This window comes from Luteibacter sp. 22Crub2.1 (assembly GCF_900167995.1).
Taxonomy (GTDB): Bacteria; Pseudomonadota; Gammaproteobacteria; order Xanthomonadales; family Rhodanobacteraceae; genus Luteibacter; species Luteibacter mycovicinus.
This window is the reverse complement of record NZ_FUYT01000005.1, coordinates 14688-29533: the sequence shown is the minus strand read 5'-3', so window position 1 is coordinate 29533 and position 14846 is coordinate 14688. Positions and strand designations below refer to the sequence as shown.

General features: G+C 64.3%; 15 protein-coding genes. 9 read left to right on the top strand and 6 right to left on the bottom strand.

Annotated elements, in window-relative coordinates; all coding sequences use genetic code 11:
• The first annotated feature begins 177 nt into the window (after positions 1-177).
• Positions 178-1158, top strand: a complete 981-nt coding sequence (locus B5X73_RS05925) for a helix-turn-helix domain-containing protein (RefSeq protein ID WP_079520947.1) — start codon at positions 178-180, stop codon at positions 1156-1158.
• Positions 1159-1232: 74 nt separating this feature from the next.
• Positions 1233-2204 (top strand): LD-carboxypeptidase, encoded by a 972-nt coding sequence (locus tag B5X73_RS05920; RefSeq protein ID WP_254857240.1) that lies wholly within the window; start codon positions 1233-1235, stop codon positions 2202-2204.
• Here the strand turns inward: B5X73_RS05920 and B5X73_RS05915 are convergent, their stop codons facing one another.
• Positions 2205-2546: a hypothetical protein gene (locus B5X73_RS05915; protein ID WP_036112357.1), complete on the bottom strand. Its 342-nt coding sequence runs from the start codon at positions 2544-2546 to the stop codon at positions 2205-2207.
• A 202-nt stretch (positions 2547-2748) separates the two neighbouring features.
• Here B5X73_RS05915 and B5X73_RS05910 point away from each other — a divergent pair, with 202 nt between their 5' ends.
• The 3 genes from B5X73_RS05910 to B5X73_RS05900 are packed head-to-tail and all read left to right on the top strand — an operon-like array spanning position 2749 to position 5106.
• Positions 2749-4002, top strand: coding sequence for a sensor histidine kinase (locus B5X73_RS05910; RefSeq protein WP_079520946.1), 1254 nt, complete (start codon positions 2749-2751; stop codon positions 4000-4002).
• A complete protein-coding gene (locus B5X73_RS05905) occupies positions 3995-4762 on the top strand; it encodes a LytR/AlgR family response regulator transcription factor (protein ID WP_079520945.1) in 768 nt (255 codons plus the stop codon). Before B5X73_RS05910 ends, B5X73_RS05905 begins: the two co-directional genes overlap by 8 nt.
• Positions 4763-4776: 14 nt before the next feature.
• Positions 4777-5106 carry a hypothetical protein gene (locus B5X73_RS05900; RefSeq protein ID WP_079520944.1) on the top strand — a complete coding sequence of 110 codons (330 nt, stop codon included), beginning with the start codon at positions 4777-4779 and terminating at the stop codon, positions 5104-5106.
• A gap of 90 nt (positions 5107-5196) precedes the next feature.
• On the opposite strand, the gene B5X73_RS05895 is transcribed toward B5X73_RS05900, so the two are convergent.
• Together B5X73_RS05895 and B5X73_RS05890 are read right to left on the bottom strand one after the other, a co-directional pair.
• Positions 5197-7182, bottom strand: a complete 1986-nt coding sequence (locus tag B5X73_RS05895; protein WP_079520943.1) for a CocE/NonD family hydrolase — start codon at positions 7180-7182, stop codon at positions 5197-5199.
• A 156-nt stretch (positions 7183-7338) separates the two neighbouring features.
• On the bottom strand, positions 7339-8121 hold the full coding sequence (locus B5X73_RS05890) for a dioxygenase family protein (RefSeq protein ID WP_079520942.1): 783 nt from the start codon (positions 8119-8121) through the stop codon (positions 7339-7341).
• Between the two features lie 144 nt (positions 8122-8265).
• On the opposite strand from B5X73_RS05890, the gene B5X73_RS05885 reads away from it, so the two are divergent.
• Complete coding sequence (locus tag B5X73_RS05885) at positions 8266-9144, top strand: LysR family transcriptional regulator (RefSeq protein ID WP_239709069.1); 879 nt, start codon at positions 8266-8268, stop codon at positions 9142-9144.
• 3 nt (positions 9145-9147) lie between these two features.
• Here the strand turns inward: B5X73_RS05885 and B5X73_RS05880 are convergent, their stop codons facing one another.
• Complete coding sequence (locus B5X73_RS05880; protein ID WP_036112371.1) at positions 9148-9366, bottom strand: hypothetical protein; 219 nt, start codon at positions 9364-9366, stop codon at positions 9148-9150.
• Positions 9367-9474: 108 nt separating this feature from the next.
• Between B5X73_RS05880 and B5X73_RS05875 the strand changes: the two genes are divergently transcribed.
• Positions 9475-10266 carry a VOC family protein gene (locus tag B5X73_RS05875; protein ID WP_254857239.1) on the top strand — a complete coding sequence of 264 codons (792 nt, stop codon included), beginning with the start codon at positions 9475-9477 and terminating at the stop codon, positions 10264-10266.
• Positions 10233-11828, top strand: a complete 1596-nt coding sequence (locus B5X73_RS05870) for a Na+/H+ antiporter (RefSeq protein ID WP_036112374.1) — start codon at positions 10233-10235, stop codon at positions 11826-11828. The genes B5X73_RS05875 and B5X73_RS05870 overlap by 34 nt, the downstream gene beginning before the upstream one ends.
• 11 nt (positions 11829-11839) lie before the next feature.
• Here the strand turns inward: B5X73_RS05870 and icmH are convergent, their stop codons facing one another.
• Entirely contained in the window at positions 11840-12604 is a 765-nt protein-coding gene (gene icmH, locus B5X73_RS05865) for a type IVB secretion system protein IcmH/DotU (RefSeq protein WP_139382670.1), read from the bottom strand.
• A complete protein-coding gene (gene tssK / locus B5X73_RS05860) occupies positions 12601-13941 on the bottom strand; it encodes a type VI secretion system baseplate subunit TssK (RefSeq protein ID WP_176167745.1) in 1341 nt (446 codons plus the stop codon). The genes icmH and tssK overlap by 4 nt, the downstream gene beginning before the upstream one ends.
• Before the next feature lie 301 nt (positions 13942-14242).
• Between tssK and B5X73_RS20565 the strand changes: the two genes are divergently transcribed.
• Entirely contained in the window at positions 14243-14830 is a 588-nt protein-coding gene (locus B5X73_RS20565; RefSeq protein ID WP_139382669.1) for a tetratricopeptide repeat protein, read from the top strand.
• The last annotated feature ends 16 nt before the right edge of the window (positions 14831-14846 follow it).

Genomic DNA, 14846 nt, shown 5'->3' with positions numbered 1-14846 from the left:
ATTCACACACCACTAGCATTTCTTGCCTTACATGAGTAGTTATACGGTCTGACGTCGTCTCACTCGAATGTGTGAGGGCGATTGGCTAGGGAGATGCTGCGGACAGGCAGAGTGCCTGTCCCCGGGACGGTGGGGGTGTAGACGTATGGCTACGATGAATCGCTGGGAGGACCGCACATGAATCGTCCTTCCGATGTACAGGGGCTCGAGGATTACGACCTGGTGACGCTGGGCGCCGCCCTGGGCGTATGCGACGTCGATCTTCTCACTCTGAGTCCGGCGCGACCTCGCGCCGCGCTGTCCTCGAAGTCGCATGACGGTGTCACCTATGTCACCGCGCACCTGGACTTCGACGTGCGCGGGACACTGACCGTTCCTGAAGATGCCTGCATGCTCGTATACCTGCACGAGGCAGGTGAACGAAGCTGGTGCCAGGGCATCAGCGTGGAATCGGAAATGGCGGTGACCCTGCTCAGGGGAACACCGACAGATTTCATGTTCGAGCGAGGCACGCGCTTTACCCTGGTCGTGGCCCCGTACGCACGGTTCCGCTCCCGGTTCCTCGCCTCCGACCATGCCGACGTCGACATGGCGGCCCAGCGACTGCGTCTGTTTTCGGTCAACTCCGATCATCTCAAGCGGGCTTACAGGCAAATCGCCGACAGGTTGCGTGAGTCCGACGACCTGGCTTTCGGTCCGGTCGAGGATCTCCTCGACGAGCACATCCGTGTCGCACTCGGTTCGTCCCCGGAAGACCGCCCGGTGGCCTCGCGCGGACGGCGGGCGCACTATCAGGTCATGCGGCGGGCGGAACGTTTCATGCGGGCTAACCTGCGCCGCGATATCTACTCGCAGGAGCTCTGTCAGGCGGCAGGGGCCAGTGAGCGCGGCTTGCGCTACGCCTTCGACGACCTGCTCGGTATCCCGCCCAACCGCTATCTGGCGATGCTACGGCTGTGTACGGCCCATCGCAGTCTGGTTACCGCGGAGGCCGGCCGTCGTTCGGTCAAGTCGGTGGCATTGAGCTGCGGCATGTGGGATCTGTCTCGCTTCGCTGAGAAATACCGCAGCGTCTTTGGCGAGCAGCCACGCGAGACACTGACCCGAAGCGCACCGGCGGAAGACCTCACGGTTGCCGAGGAGTACGACGGCTGGTGACGGAGGGGTAAGCGTCGGACAGAGGCGGTCCGTCCAACTCCGGGTTGCCTTCCGGTCGGCGTAGGGGTATTGGTATGGGCGTCCATACTTTGCTTCATATGCCGAAACGACTCGATATACGGCTCATCGCACCCTCTGGTTATGCGGAAGACCGCGCTGCTGGTCAGCGCGGGATCGAACGTCTCCAGGCCGCAGGCCATACCATTCTGGGCACCGATGTGCTCGACCGCGTCTCGCTGCGTTTCGCCGGGAGCGATGCCGAGCGCGCGTCGGAGATCAATCGCCTGGCCGATGCGGGGCGGGCGCTCCCGGACATCGTCATGGCCACCTGTGGTGGCTACGGTGCCGTGCCGCTGCTGGATCGCCTCGACTACACCGGGTTGCGGGAGCGCTTTGCCGACGAGCAGTGCGCCTTCGTCGGCCACGGCGAGTTCACGGTGCTGCAGTGCGCCCTGCTGGCCTGTAGCGGAATCAGCTCGTTCCATGGGCCCATGCTCGTGCCGGACTTCGGCGCCGATTACCTGCGCGAGACGACTTGGCGGCAGTTCTGGCTCACGGTGCTCTCGCCGCGTGCGGATTTCGAGTGGCTGTGCCCGGATACCCAGACCGACCTGCGCGCCAGCGGCACGTTATGGGGCGGTAACCTCTCGTCCCTGTGCAGCCTCACCGGTACGGCTTATCTGCCCGACATCGAGGGCGGCATCCTCTATATCGAGGAGAGCGGCGAACAGGCGTTTCGCATCGAGCGGATGCTCTACGAGCTGAAGCTGAGTGGCGTCATCGACCGGCAGTCGGCGATATTGATCGGTGGCCTGGGCGGCCAGCGCATCAGCGAGTACGACAACGGCTACGACATGGAACACGCACTCGAGCGTTTCGCGGACATTGCCGAGACCCCGCTCGTACGCGGTCTGCATTTCGGCCACGGGCCGGACAAGGTCACGCTTCCCTTCGGCGCGCCGGCCGAACTGCGCATCGTCGACGGCAACGCGTTGCTCTCCGCCCGCGGATACCACTGCGCGGGCGGATCGCGCCTGCCATCCTGATCACGCCAGGGCAGTGACCTGCGTGGCGCCGATGACGCCGATGAAAACGATGGACAGCACCCAGAAGCGTGCCGGATCGCGCCATACGCATACGCCCAGACACACCAGACCGAGCACGCAGGACACGATGCCCGCGGCGGTGAGTCCGACCGCGACGAGCGAGGGGTCGCCACCGCCGGATGCGATCAGCATCGGACGGAAGATGGCGTACCAGGCAAGGACGAGGCAGGCGCCTCCGACGATGCCGAGCAGCCAGTTGGCGGGGTGATTCTTCGGCAGCATGTTGATGCCGAGGAAGATGGCGAGAACAGCGACAGCGAAAACGACGAGCAACAAAGCCATGCGTTAACCCCTTTGTCATTGTCTTGGCCAGCGATCCCCACCGCCGGGCCGTTTCCCGAGCATGGCCCATCGCGCAGCCAAGGTCATGCTGCGGCGCGGGAGCGTGGTTTCGTCGGCCCATGGCCGGTTTCGTCGGATCGGCCCTCACCGGGCGCCGGGAGCGTCGTATGCTCGCCGCACTTTCAGGACGCGGGTGGCTGCGATGGCATGGGGCAGGAGTGTCAGATTTCTGGGGCGCATCGCGGTGGCGTGGGTCGCGGCATGGTGCGTCATGCTCGTCGTGTGGAACGCGCTCGGCTGGAACCATGGCGAGCTGCCATGGATCTTCACCTTTCTGTGGTTCGTCGGTGTGCTGATCGCACTCGGGAGGGGCGTCACGCATCTCTATCGCGTGCGGACCATTGCCGGCCGTATCGATGCGGAGACGTTGTCGAACCGTCAGCGCCGCCGTGTCGAGGTACCTCATCCCGCCGACGAGGCCTACGCCCTCGTCGAAAGCGTGGTGCGCGATCTGCCTGACGTTCACGAGGTCGCGGCGGCCCGCGGCGGCCTGCAGGTGCGCGCCGTCATTCGCGGACCGGAGCACGAGCGGCCACGTCTTCGTGGGCGCCAGATGCCCCGGCTGCCGATGGACGTCCAGACGCGCATCTCGGCGACCATCACGCCCGCCGACGGATCATGCAGCGTCATGTTCGTCTGTGAGCCGGATGCCGGTGCCTGGAGCGACTGGTTCAATCCCGATCGGGGCGCCTCGCTCGAGTACGTGGAGACCCTGGTCCGCGCCTTGACCCAGCGACTGGCCGAACGTCGTAACCGCGAGCGCGCCGACGTGCGCCAGACCACGATGGAGAAGGAACTGACCGCGGCGCAGCTGGGACTGCTGCAGGCGCAGGTCGAACCGCACTTCCTCTACAACACGTTGGCCAGTGCCCAGGAGCTCGTCCGTACCGACCCGGCGCGCGCCGATCGCATGCTGGGCCATCTCATCGATTACCTGCGTCGCTCGCTTCCGCGCACCGATGGTTCGCTCTCGACGCTGGCGCAGGAGCTCGAACGTTCCACGGCGTGGCTGGAGATCATGAAGCTGCGCATGGGCGAGCGCCTCACCGTGCATGTCGATGTCCCGGCACCTATCGCTGATACGCCGATGCCGTCGATGATGCTGCAGACGCTGGTGGAAAACGCGATCAAGCACGGGCTCGAGCCGAAGCCCGGTGGCGGCGGCATCTGGATCCGCGCGACGCTGGATGGCCCCTCGCTGTCGCTCACCGTGGCCGACGATGGCGTCGGCTTCCGCAGCGAAGGCTCGGGCACCGGTATCGGCCTGAAGAATCTGCGTGAACGGCTGCGCCTGACCTACGGTGCCCTGGCCACGTTCGCTATCGGCAACAATTTTCCGCACGGCGTCGCGGCGACCATCATGCTGCCGGCCCGGGGAGTGAACGACCGTGCCTAAGTGCATCGTGGCCGAAGACGAGAAGCTGCTCGCCGCCGCGCTTCAGCGTGAACTGGCACAGGCATGGCCGGACCTGGACATCGTGGCGGTCTGCGGAGATGGCGGCGAAGCGCTGGATGCCATCGCGACGCACCGTCCCGACGTCGCTTTTCTCGATATCCGAATGCCGGGTCTTACCGGCATGGAAGTCGCGGCGGCGGCGGCGGATGCCAGCCCGACGACGCTCGTCGTGTTCGTGACCGCGTATGACCAGTATGCCGTCGATGCCTTCGAACGTGGCGCGGTCGATTACCTGTTGAAGCCGGTGGTGGCGGATCGACTGGTGCAGACCGTGAGACGCCTGCGCAGCCGGCTCGCCGAAGCGGAGCGTCATTCACGCCGCACGGGCGACCTGGCGAAGGATCTGATCGGCCGTTTCGATGAGCCCACCGATGAGCCGCTGACCTGGATCACCGCAGGAGCGGGGAAGGCCACGCGTCTGATTCTCGTCGACGACGTGATCTATTTCCGCGCGGACAACAAATACACGCTGGTGGCTACCGCGGAGGGCGATGCCTTGCTTACGAGGCCGATCCGCGACCTGCTGCGTCAGCTGGATGCCAGGACGTTCCGGCAAATCCACCGCTCCACGATCGTCAATCTGCGCCAGGTGGCATCGGTAGAGCGAGACGACAGCGGTAAAGGCTGTCTTCGCCTGCGCGGTCGTCCCGAAACGCTGAGCGTCAGTCAGCCCTTCATGGCCATCTTCCGGGCCATGTGACGAAGGAGAACGTCATGCGATGGTTCCTCGCGATTTTTTACTGCTTTCTGAATCTTGCCGGTTGCACGGACTCGCAGAACCGCATCATGGTGGTGACCGCGAAGGAAAACGGCCACGTGAACCTGGACAGCCGAACGGAGGTGCGCATGGGACGCGCGCGTTTCGCCTGCGAAGCGAGCGATTCGGGGCAGTGTCATTACACGGTGTTCGACGGGGATAAGCCGCTGCGGAGCTTCGTGCTCGCGGTGCGCGAAGAGCGGCGGGTGGATGGCTTGCCCGGTGGATTTGCGCAGTGCGTGACCCGCGACGGGGCAAAGATGTCGCCGACCTGCAAGGCCATCTGAAATCGTAGGAGCGCGACGCGCGCGATTGGACGTTTCGATCGTGCCCCATCGCGCGCGAGGCGCGCTCCTACGTGGATCGCGACACGCCGCTTACCGCGGCACGACCGTGAACGTGATCTTCGACGGGTGTGCCGCGTCGTGGTGCACCGCGTTATGCGCGATCACGCCGCTGGTCTCATCGAAGTTGTTCCCACCCGTATTCAGGTTGCGGTCGAAGCGCGGGAAGTTGCTGCTCGAAATCGCCACACGCAGCTTGTGTCCCAGATAGAAGAAATTGCTGGTGTCGATCGGCTGGAACGTCACCTTGTACACCTCGCCATCCTTCATCCACACCGGCGGCTTGTCGTAGCCCTCGCGGTAACGCATGCGCTGGATGTTTTCGGTCAGGTTGAAGGCCTTGCCGTCGGTGCCGACGTCCATCACCTTGAAGGTGAAGTCGGTATCTTTCGCATCGGACGACACATACAGCGTCACGGTGATCGGACCGCTGACTTCCGTGCCTTCCTTGAACGGCTCGGAGTCGTAGACGAGGATGTCGTTACGCGTGAGCTGCGGGTTCTGGTCGAACGAGCCGAACTTCACGGCATTGCCCTGGCAGCAACCGCCACCGCCCAGTGTCGTCACCGGGTTCATCGGATCGTAGAGGAAGTGGTCCGGCTGATCGGTGCCTCCCGCCGCCGTGACCAGCTTGCCGTCGCCGTAAAGCGTGTTGGCCTTGCCGCCGCTGGTAAAGAACAGATCTCGCGTGGTCGCGTTCGCCGGTGGCCACATGGTCGCGTTGTGCCACTTGTTCTCGCCCATGACGTAGTACATGACCTTGGGCTGCTTATCGACGACGGGGCTGTCGACGCCCTTGAGGAACTTGTCGAACCAGCCGTAGACCAGGCTGTCGTAATCGAAGCGCGCATCGCCGACGTCGAGGTCGCCGATCATGGTGTGCTCGGTCGCGCGGCTGAATGCGCAATGCAGCACCGGCGCGATCACCGCGTACTGCTCGTCCGCGATCTCCTTCGGCGCCGTGGCACGCACGTGGTTGTACGCGGCCAGGTTGGGCGACACGGACACGTCGAACCAGCTCATGAACCACAGGCCCGGCTTGTTGATCTTCATGTTCTCGTGCCACAGACCGCCCTTGTACCAGGCGGGACTGTTGGGCGTGCGCGCGATCATGTTGCCGCCGGTCGGCACGTCCATCACATCGGCGAAGATGCCCTTCGGGCCGTCGACCGCCTTGAGGATGTCTTTTTCCGGCAGGTGCCAGAACGCCTGGTCCCAGTCCACCGGCGGCATCTGCGGGTCGAGGTCGAAGGCCTTCGATGCACGGATCAGATCGGCCTGCGAGGTGTTCGCCGGAAACATCGGGCGCACCTGGTTCTGCTCACCGTAGATCCAGGCCTGGAACAGCATCTGCACCGCACCGCCGCGGTACCAGTTGCCCTGCTCGTAGTAGGGGCCGACGCGACCGACGCCCGCACCGAAGCCCTGGACGTTGAACGTGGCCAGACCTGGCTCGTTCTCGGCCACCACGGCCATCTGCCACTCCGCGGTGGACGAGCAGCCCGTGGTGCCGACCTTGCCGTTGGACCACGGCTGCGAGGTCATCCAGCGCACAGCGTCGACGCCGTCACTGAGCGGCGCGCCGAGGATGTCGTAATTGCCTTCGGAGAAGTAGTGGCCACGCTCGTTCATGTCGACATACGCGTAGCCGCGCTTCACGGCGGCGAGCTGACGCGTCATGTCGCGCGGCGCGCCGAGCTTCACGTCCCAGAAATTGAAGTTGTAGGGAGTGCGGACGAAGATCGTCGGCACCTTACCGGTCGCGTTCTTCGGACGATAGACGTCCGCCGCCATGCGCTTGCCGTCGCGCATCTTCACCATCACCTTGCGGTCGACGACGGCGATGTCCTCGAGCTGCTGCTCGGTCTCGATGCGCTTGGCGATGGTCGCCTTCTGTTCCGGCGTGAGCGTCGTCTGCTGTGCGGCAACAGGGGCCGCGATCAGAGCCAGACAGCAGGACGCCAGGCCGACCGACAGCGCGGTCCTGACAGAGTGGAGGGCAGGGCGCGGGGTTCGCATCGGGCGAAGCCTATTTCAGGGACGGTTCATCGAGTCTGACAAAACGGTCCAGTCAGAACAATGCATGACTTCCGGCAGGGGGCGGTCTGCCATCCAGACGTCCGCTGCCGGCGATCGCACGAAGCGACTGACATCGATGATGTGTGTCCAGTCCGGTTACGTCGCGGCGCTCCATGCATACGAATCCATCGACAACACGCCGTAGGTCATTCCGCCGTGCAGCACCTCGAACCGGTCGGCCTCGTCGCTGGCGCCGAAAGCCACGAGCAAGGGCAGATAATGTTCTTCCGTCGGATGCGCGCGCTCGGCGGACGGAGCGATCCGCCGATAGTCTTCGAGTGCACCCGCATCGCGCGCGACGAGGCGTTTGCTCGTCCAGTCCGCGAAGGCCTGAGCATACGGCGCGACATCTGCCGTCATGCGGATGTCGTAGAGGTTATGCGTGACGCTGCCCGAGCCGACGATCAGCACGCCGCGATCGCGCAGGGGACGCAGCGCACGACCCAGCGCGAGCGCACCGGCGGCGTCGAGGTCGTACGGCATGGCGAGCTGGAAAACGGGCAGCGTGGCGGCGGGTAACAGGAAGCGCAGCGGCGACCAGGCGCCGTGATCCCGCGGACGCGTCGCATCGGCGTGCACCGTATAGCCCGCCTCTTGCAGCAGCACGGCCGTCTCCCTCGCGACGTCGGGCGCGCCCGGAGCCGGGTATTGCAGGCGATACAGCGCCTCGGGGAAACCGCGGAAGTCGTGCAACGTGGCCGGCCGCTCACCGGTCATCACGGTCAGGCCCTGGGCCTGCCAGTGGGGCGAGACGACGAGTACCGCACGGATATCGATCAAGCCGGCGCCAAAGCGTTGCAGTGCGGGCCCGAGCAGACCGGGATCGAGTGCGAACGTGGGCGCGCCGTGGGAGATGAAGACAACGGGAGTGGTGGACATGGCAGGCGGTTCCTCTGCGGATATCGTCACGATATTGGTTCCTCCGGCGCGGATAATCGGCGTTTTGAACGACCCAGTGTTGCGCTTTATGAGACACTCCGGACGTCACGGCATACGGGGTAGGACGTGGACAAGGTCCAGGAAATGAGCAGTTTCGTGGCGGTCGTCGATGCCGGGAGCTTCGTGGGCGCGGCTCAGGCCACCGGCTTCACCAAGGCCGCCATCTCGCGCCATGTCGCCGACCTCGAAAAACGGCTGGAGGTGCGGTTGCTCCACCGGACCACCCGGCGGCTGTCGCTGAGCGAGGAGGGACGTCTTTTCTACGCAAGGGCGCGCGAGCTGCTGGCCGGGATCGCCGAGGCGGAGTCGGAGCTCACCGCCCGGCATGGAGAGGCCAGTGGCCTGCTTCGCATCACGGCACCGCTGACTTTCGGTGTGCTGCATCTTGCGCCATTGTGGGCGCGGTTCGCGCAGGCGCATCCCAAGGTGTCGCTGGACATCACGTTGTCGGATCGCGTGGTCGACCTAGTGGAGGAAGGCTACGATCTCGCCGTTCGCATCTCCACGCTGGCCAGCTCGACCCTGGTCAGTCGCACGCTGGGGACCACGCGGATGATCCTGTGCGCGTCTCCCGCTTACCTCGCCGCCCACGGCGCGCCCGGACGTGTCGCCGACCTGGCCCGTCACGCCGTGCTCGGCTACAGCTACTGGCCGGATGACTGGCAGTTCGTGCACGAGGGGGCGGTGGAGCGCGTCACGGTGCGCCCGGTGATCCGAAGCAATAACGGCGATACCTGCCGTATTGCGGCATTGGCCGGTCAGGGCATCACGTTGCAGCCGGACTTCATCGTGGGACACGACGTGCGCGCGGGGCGCTTGCACGAGGTGTTGCCGGGGCACGCCGCGGGCGTCATCGGCATCCACGCCGTGTATCCGTCGCGCAAGCACCTGCCGGTGAAGGTGCGTCGACTGGTCGACTTTCTCGCCGAGTCCTTCAAGGACGTGGACTGGAGCGCTGGCTGAAGCTCAGGCTTCCGGAGCCGGGATGCCGTGCCGGTGCAGCATGTCGGCAATCTCCGCGCTGACCCAGTCGAAGTGCTCGTCGCCGGCGGCTTCGAGCACGGCGTTCGACTGCATCGCGAACTCCGGCCAGAAAGCGTCGCGGTCGGGGTTGTCGCGCAAGCCGGTGGTCACCTCGCTGTCGAGGCGTTCGAGCATCTGGCGGAGTTCATCGCGGTTCGTCATGGACGGAGCGTACCCCCACGATGTGTCTGCCGCATGTAAAGGAGGGGGTTGACCTCGAGCGCGCTTGAGGTTGTTCAATGGGTGTCTCGCACATCGCAGGAGACCCCCATGCGCATCACCCGGATCACCCTTCCTTCCGTCGATGTCGGTGCCTGTGTGGCCTTTTATCGCGACGTCATGCAGCTCCCTGTCGAAGGGCGGCTCGTGCGGGTCGGCTGGACGACCCTCGAGATCGTGCCTGCGACGGCCGATACGGGCTCGGTCCATCTGGCGTTCAACGTATCGCCTCGCCGCTTCGAAGCCGCCTTTTCCTGGCTGCGCGAGCGAGCCCTGCTGCTGCGGGATCCCATGGACGAGGAGCGTTTCCGGCTGGGCGGTGCCTGGCGGTCGGATTCGGTCTACTTCGCCGGGCCGCATGACGCGGTGCTCGAGCTGATCGCGCGGGACGCGCTGGCGGACACCTTCGACGACGCCTATGAGGACGGTGTCGATGGCCCGTTCCACGGCATGGAGATCGCCTGCGTCAGCGAAGTGGGCCTGCCCACCGACGATGTGCCCGCGCTTGTGCGGGACATGGTGACGCGATTCGGCATCGCACCGTTCGGCGAGTCGTCCGACCTGTTCGCCCCTCTGGGCGATCACGAGGGTCTCTTGATCCTCGTCGACCGTGACCGCCGCTGGTTCCCCGACCTGCGTCGCGTGCCCGGCGCACTGGGCCTGCATGTCACGCTGGAAGGCGCGATGCCAACCGGCCACTTCGCCGATGCCAACGGCTGGTTGCTGACCGCGCGGACGGCCAAGACCGATGGCCGGTCACCTCGACTATCCTTGCCACAAGCGGTACGTCCCGCCGCGTCGGCCTCACCATGTCATCGACAGAAACGTTCAAATTCGTCCTGATCCTTCTGGTCGCGATCGTCGCGCTCGAGCTCATCGCGCGACGTCTTCGCCTGCCTACCGCGGCGGCGTTGCTGGCCGGTGGCATCGGCATCGCCTTTCTGCCTGGCATACCGGCGGTGAGCTTCGATCCCGAGCTGGTGCTGATCGTTTTCCTGCCGCCGCTGCTGATGGACGGAGCGTTCTACACGGTCTGGTCGGACTTCCGCCGCTACCTCGGCGGCATCCTCTGGCTGGCGGTGGGGGCGGTCGTGTTCACCACCTTCGCCGTCGGTGTCACGGTGCATGCCGTGTTGCCGTCGCTGCCATGGGCGGCATGTTTCGCACTCGGCGCCGTCGTTTCGCCGCCGGATGCTGTCGCCGCGAAAGCGGTGCTGGGCAAGGTGAAGCTGCCGCGTCGGCCGATGGTGTTGCTGGAAGGCGAGAGCCTCCTCAACGACGCGACCGGGCTGGTTCTTTTCCGCTTCGCGGTGGCCGCCGCCCTGACCGGTGCCTTCAGCGCTCAGGGCGCGGTGATGAGCTTCGCCGGCCTGGCGCTGGGTGGCATCGCGGTGGGTGCGCTGATCGGTGCGGTCGTCGTCCTGGTGCTGCGCCGGATGGATCAGGTATTTCTCGCCATCACCGCGTCGTGCCTCTCGCCATGGGCCGCGTACATCGGCGGTGAGGCCGTGCACGTGTCCGGCGTGATGGCGGTGGTGACGACCGGCATCATTTTCGGCTGGTACCAGCACGAGGTGTTCTCGGCGAACATCCGCGTGCGCGCCACGACCTTCTGGGCGGTGATGATCTTCCTGCTCGAAGCACTCGTCTTCATCCTGATCGGCTTTTCGCTGCGCGGTGTCGTGGAGCGGCTGGGCGGCCTCGGCGATGCGCTGCAGGCGCTGGGCCTTCCCATCCTCGCGGTGGTGGCCGCGGTGATCCTTTCGCGGTTCGTATGGGTGTATGCCACGGATTATCTGCGTCGGCCGCTCGCGCATCTGATCGGACGTGGAGCCGCGCCGCCGTCGCCACGGGAGTCATTTTTGCTGAGCTGGGCGGGGATGCGTGGGGTGGTGACGCTGGCCATCGCACTGTCGTTGCCTGAGGAAATGCCCGGGCGCGACCTGACCCTGGCCGCTGCCTTCGCGGTGATTCTCGTCACCGTGGTGTTGCAGGGCGGCACAATGGGGCCGGTGATTCGCTGGCTCGGGCTGGACCGTGTGGTGCATGTCGACATGGCGCATCTGACCGAAGGGCAGGCAGGTGCGTTGATCGATGCCGCGCAGCTCGAAGCGGTTAAGGCGCGTGCCTATGGCGCGGATGGATCGTTGATTCATCCGCGTCTGCTGGAGCAGTACACGTATCGGGCGACGATTGCGGAGCGTTTCGCCGCCGCGCCGCAGGACTTCACCGGCGGGCGGGAGTCACATTACGACGTGATCCTGGCGGCGATCGCAGCGGGGCGTGTTGAACTGCTCAAGCTGCACCGCGCAGGGCGGATTCATGACGATCTGCTGCATTATCTGGAGCGGGATCTGGATCTGCAGGAGATCGCTGCGGAGAATGATCGGCAGAGTCCGGTGTGAGGGCGGCGACGCTAGGGGAGCGTAATCGACACGCGAGCGACCTGCGCGGGGAGCTGCACGATGTCATCTTGGCCAGACACTGCACCGAGCGCCTCCCGCCTCAGTCCGGCGTGTAAAGCGAGCCAGCAGGTGATGCCGATGCCGGCCAGCAGACCGCCCACGGCAAAAGCGGATACGATGCGGCGCAACCGGAAGGCGGGAGCGTCGGGTCGGGCCCAATTCGGCGCGAGGCCGGTGGAGCCTTGCCTTGCCTGGGAGATCTCGTCGGCCACTCGAGCCATCAGGTAACGAAGTTTGTCCTCGTCATCCAGGTGGTAGCGGCCTCGGAAACCGAGTGTCAGGCACATATGGAAGACTTCGATAGCGGGTAGTTGGCTCCGACCGCGTTCGCGCAGGCGTTCAAGTCGGTCGAAGAAGTGCTCCCCCGCCAACTGATCGCCGTACAGCGCCAGCTGTAGTGGCGCCGACTCCCATGATTTCCGAAAGTCACAGACCGACGCGAGTACGGCCTCGTCGATTGCCGCACAGATCGCGTAGCCCGCGTCGTCGGCCGATGTCACCTCGATGCCCGCGGCAAGCGCACGCTTTCGTACGTCGCCGATGAGCATCCTGACTTCATTAGCCAGTCGTTCCCTATCCATCGGGACAGGACCGGCACGTAACATATGAAGCAACTGAAACGCTTCGGCGTACTCGTCTACGAGCGAGAAATCACCGCCAGCGTCCGCTGGTCGGTGGATCGATTTCAACGGAGGCGATCCCATGTCGGGATTCACGCGACCACCGCGAACATTTCAAGCGGAAGGTCTTCGAGGCCAGCCGGCGCAAAGACGCGCACTGCGCCTGTCTTGAGCATGCGCTCATAGGCGCCACCATGGGCCTCGAGCAAGAAGTACGCATATCCCGGCTTGACCGGAATCGTCGGCGGTGGAATCGGGATGTGGATCAGCTTGACGCAGGGAAGCGCGGAGGTCACCGCTTTCTCAACGTCATCCGACGCGCCGATCTTGAATCGTGATGACACCGACGTCGCGAGGTCCTGACCGGAAGTTCCAGCGGATACGCCCAGATAGATGGATGCGGAGGCATCGATCTTGGCGGCGTCGATGGTTCCGGTGAAATACGATTTCCCCGCTTTCTCAAGAGGGATAGGGATGAAGCGGGTCGGGATCACCGTGTCGACGAGCTTGTCGATCATCTTGAAAAGTAAATGAAAACCGTCGTGCGGTGCGTGGTGCTCGTAAGCAGGCAAGTCGGCGATACGGTATGCACGGGAAAAGGCCATCAGGCCGCCAGCCAGGCGAAGCAGCTCGTGATGAAGCCTCTCCGGCGAAGCGTCCGGAACTTTCTCGAGGTGCTGAAGTGACGCGGCGGCGCTGCTGACCGTATGCAAAAGCCAGAACGACGCGTGGTCTCCCGCACGGAAGGCAACCGCCTGATGAATCGGCTCCGCGTTCTCGGCCATCAGTGCGGCCGCTTTGGTGCGCAGATTCTCAAGCAGCGCCACCAGGCGCTGGAAGAGCGGTACCGACGACCCTATCGTCAATGAGGGGGGTATGAATGTCGGATCGATTTCGAACTTGCCGGCCGTCCCGCGATGCAGGCGGAGAACCGGAACCTTGCTCACGTCTGGCGTCGCTTTGTCATCGATGATGAGGCGGGGCGTGTAGACGGCGAAGTGTACGGACGCCGTCGCGGCATCGCCAAAAATGTCGGCGACATCGAAAGCCTCGTTGACGTAACGGCGACCGCTCTCGTCATTGAGCGCGACGTTGTTTGCGTCCAGGCGGGCGACAGGGAGCGCCACGCTGGCGATGAAAGATTGACACGTCGACGGGATGTCATGGAGCGAGAGTGGCGCGGGAAGCCGCGACGTAAGCGGCGTGTCGAGGTGCTCGCCGGTGGGAAGCACGACGTCGATCCTGAGCAGGGACAGGCTCTCGATGTGGCCGTTTACCTGCGCGGGAACCACTTGCCGTATACCCCAGGGAAACGGGTGAATCGCCCTGGACGTCGCCAACAGACGATCCTCCAGATGGCGGTCATGTGCCTGCAGGTGTTGTGGCTGAAGGAACAGTCCCTCGGACCAAAGGACTTTGGATGGAAGTGTCATGCGATCCTCTCGCTCGGTGTCGACGTCGATCGCTCGACGGACGTCCATTCAATGGGGCGCGCATCGTATCCCATGACGAATGCAGATGTGTATAGGCGTAGTCCTACGTTTCATCTTGGGCGACATCCAATAGATATCTCGTGCACTTCAGTTGACGATGTGCACATGAACGAATGCCGTACGAAGATCGACGTCGGCTCAAATTCTCAAACATATGTCGTCAGACATCTATATAAAGCGTCCGCCTGCGCCTACATGGTCCGCGCAGAAGTCATCGACGACGTAACAGAAAGGAATCCCATTGAAGAGTCTCTTCCGACTGGCCACGGTGCCAGTCCTTATCGCTTCGCTTTCCGCGTGCCAGAAGACGCCGACAAAGCCGCCTTTGCCGCCTTATGACCTTTGGATGGCGCGGGCGGAGGCTAGTATTCGTGCTCAGGACGTTGCCTCCGCGAAGGCGAGTTTTCGTAAGGCTGCTGAGGTCGATTCAACGTCCAAAGCACCGTGGCGACGCATGGCTGAGCTTGATTTCAATGCGCAGGACTACGGTCCGGCGATCACGGAGGCTCAGGAAGTTCTCAAGCGCGACCCCATGGATACGACGGCGCAGAGCGTGTTGACGGTCTCCGGTCTGCGCGTCGCTCTCGATGCGCTCGGTTTGATTCACAGTGAGTCGGACCCGAAGGGTCCTGCGCATCTGGAAGCCGCCAAGGTTGCACAGAAATTGCGCGAAACACTTGGCCAGGACTTGCTGCTGCCTCCCAAGAAGAAGCGTCGTCCTGCGAAGTCGGCCGCTACGACCGCCGCGGAACAGGCTCGTGGAGCAGCGGTGACCCGCGGCATCCACGACTCCAGTGACCCTTTTTCGGCGTTGCGTGCAGACAACTGATCCCTTTACCCGAGCA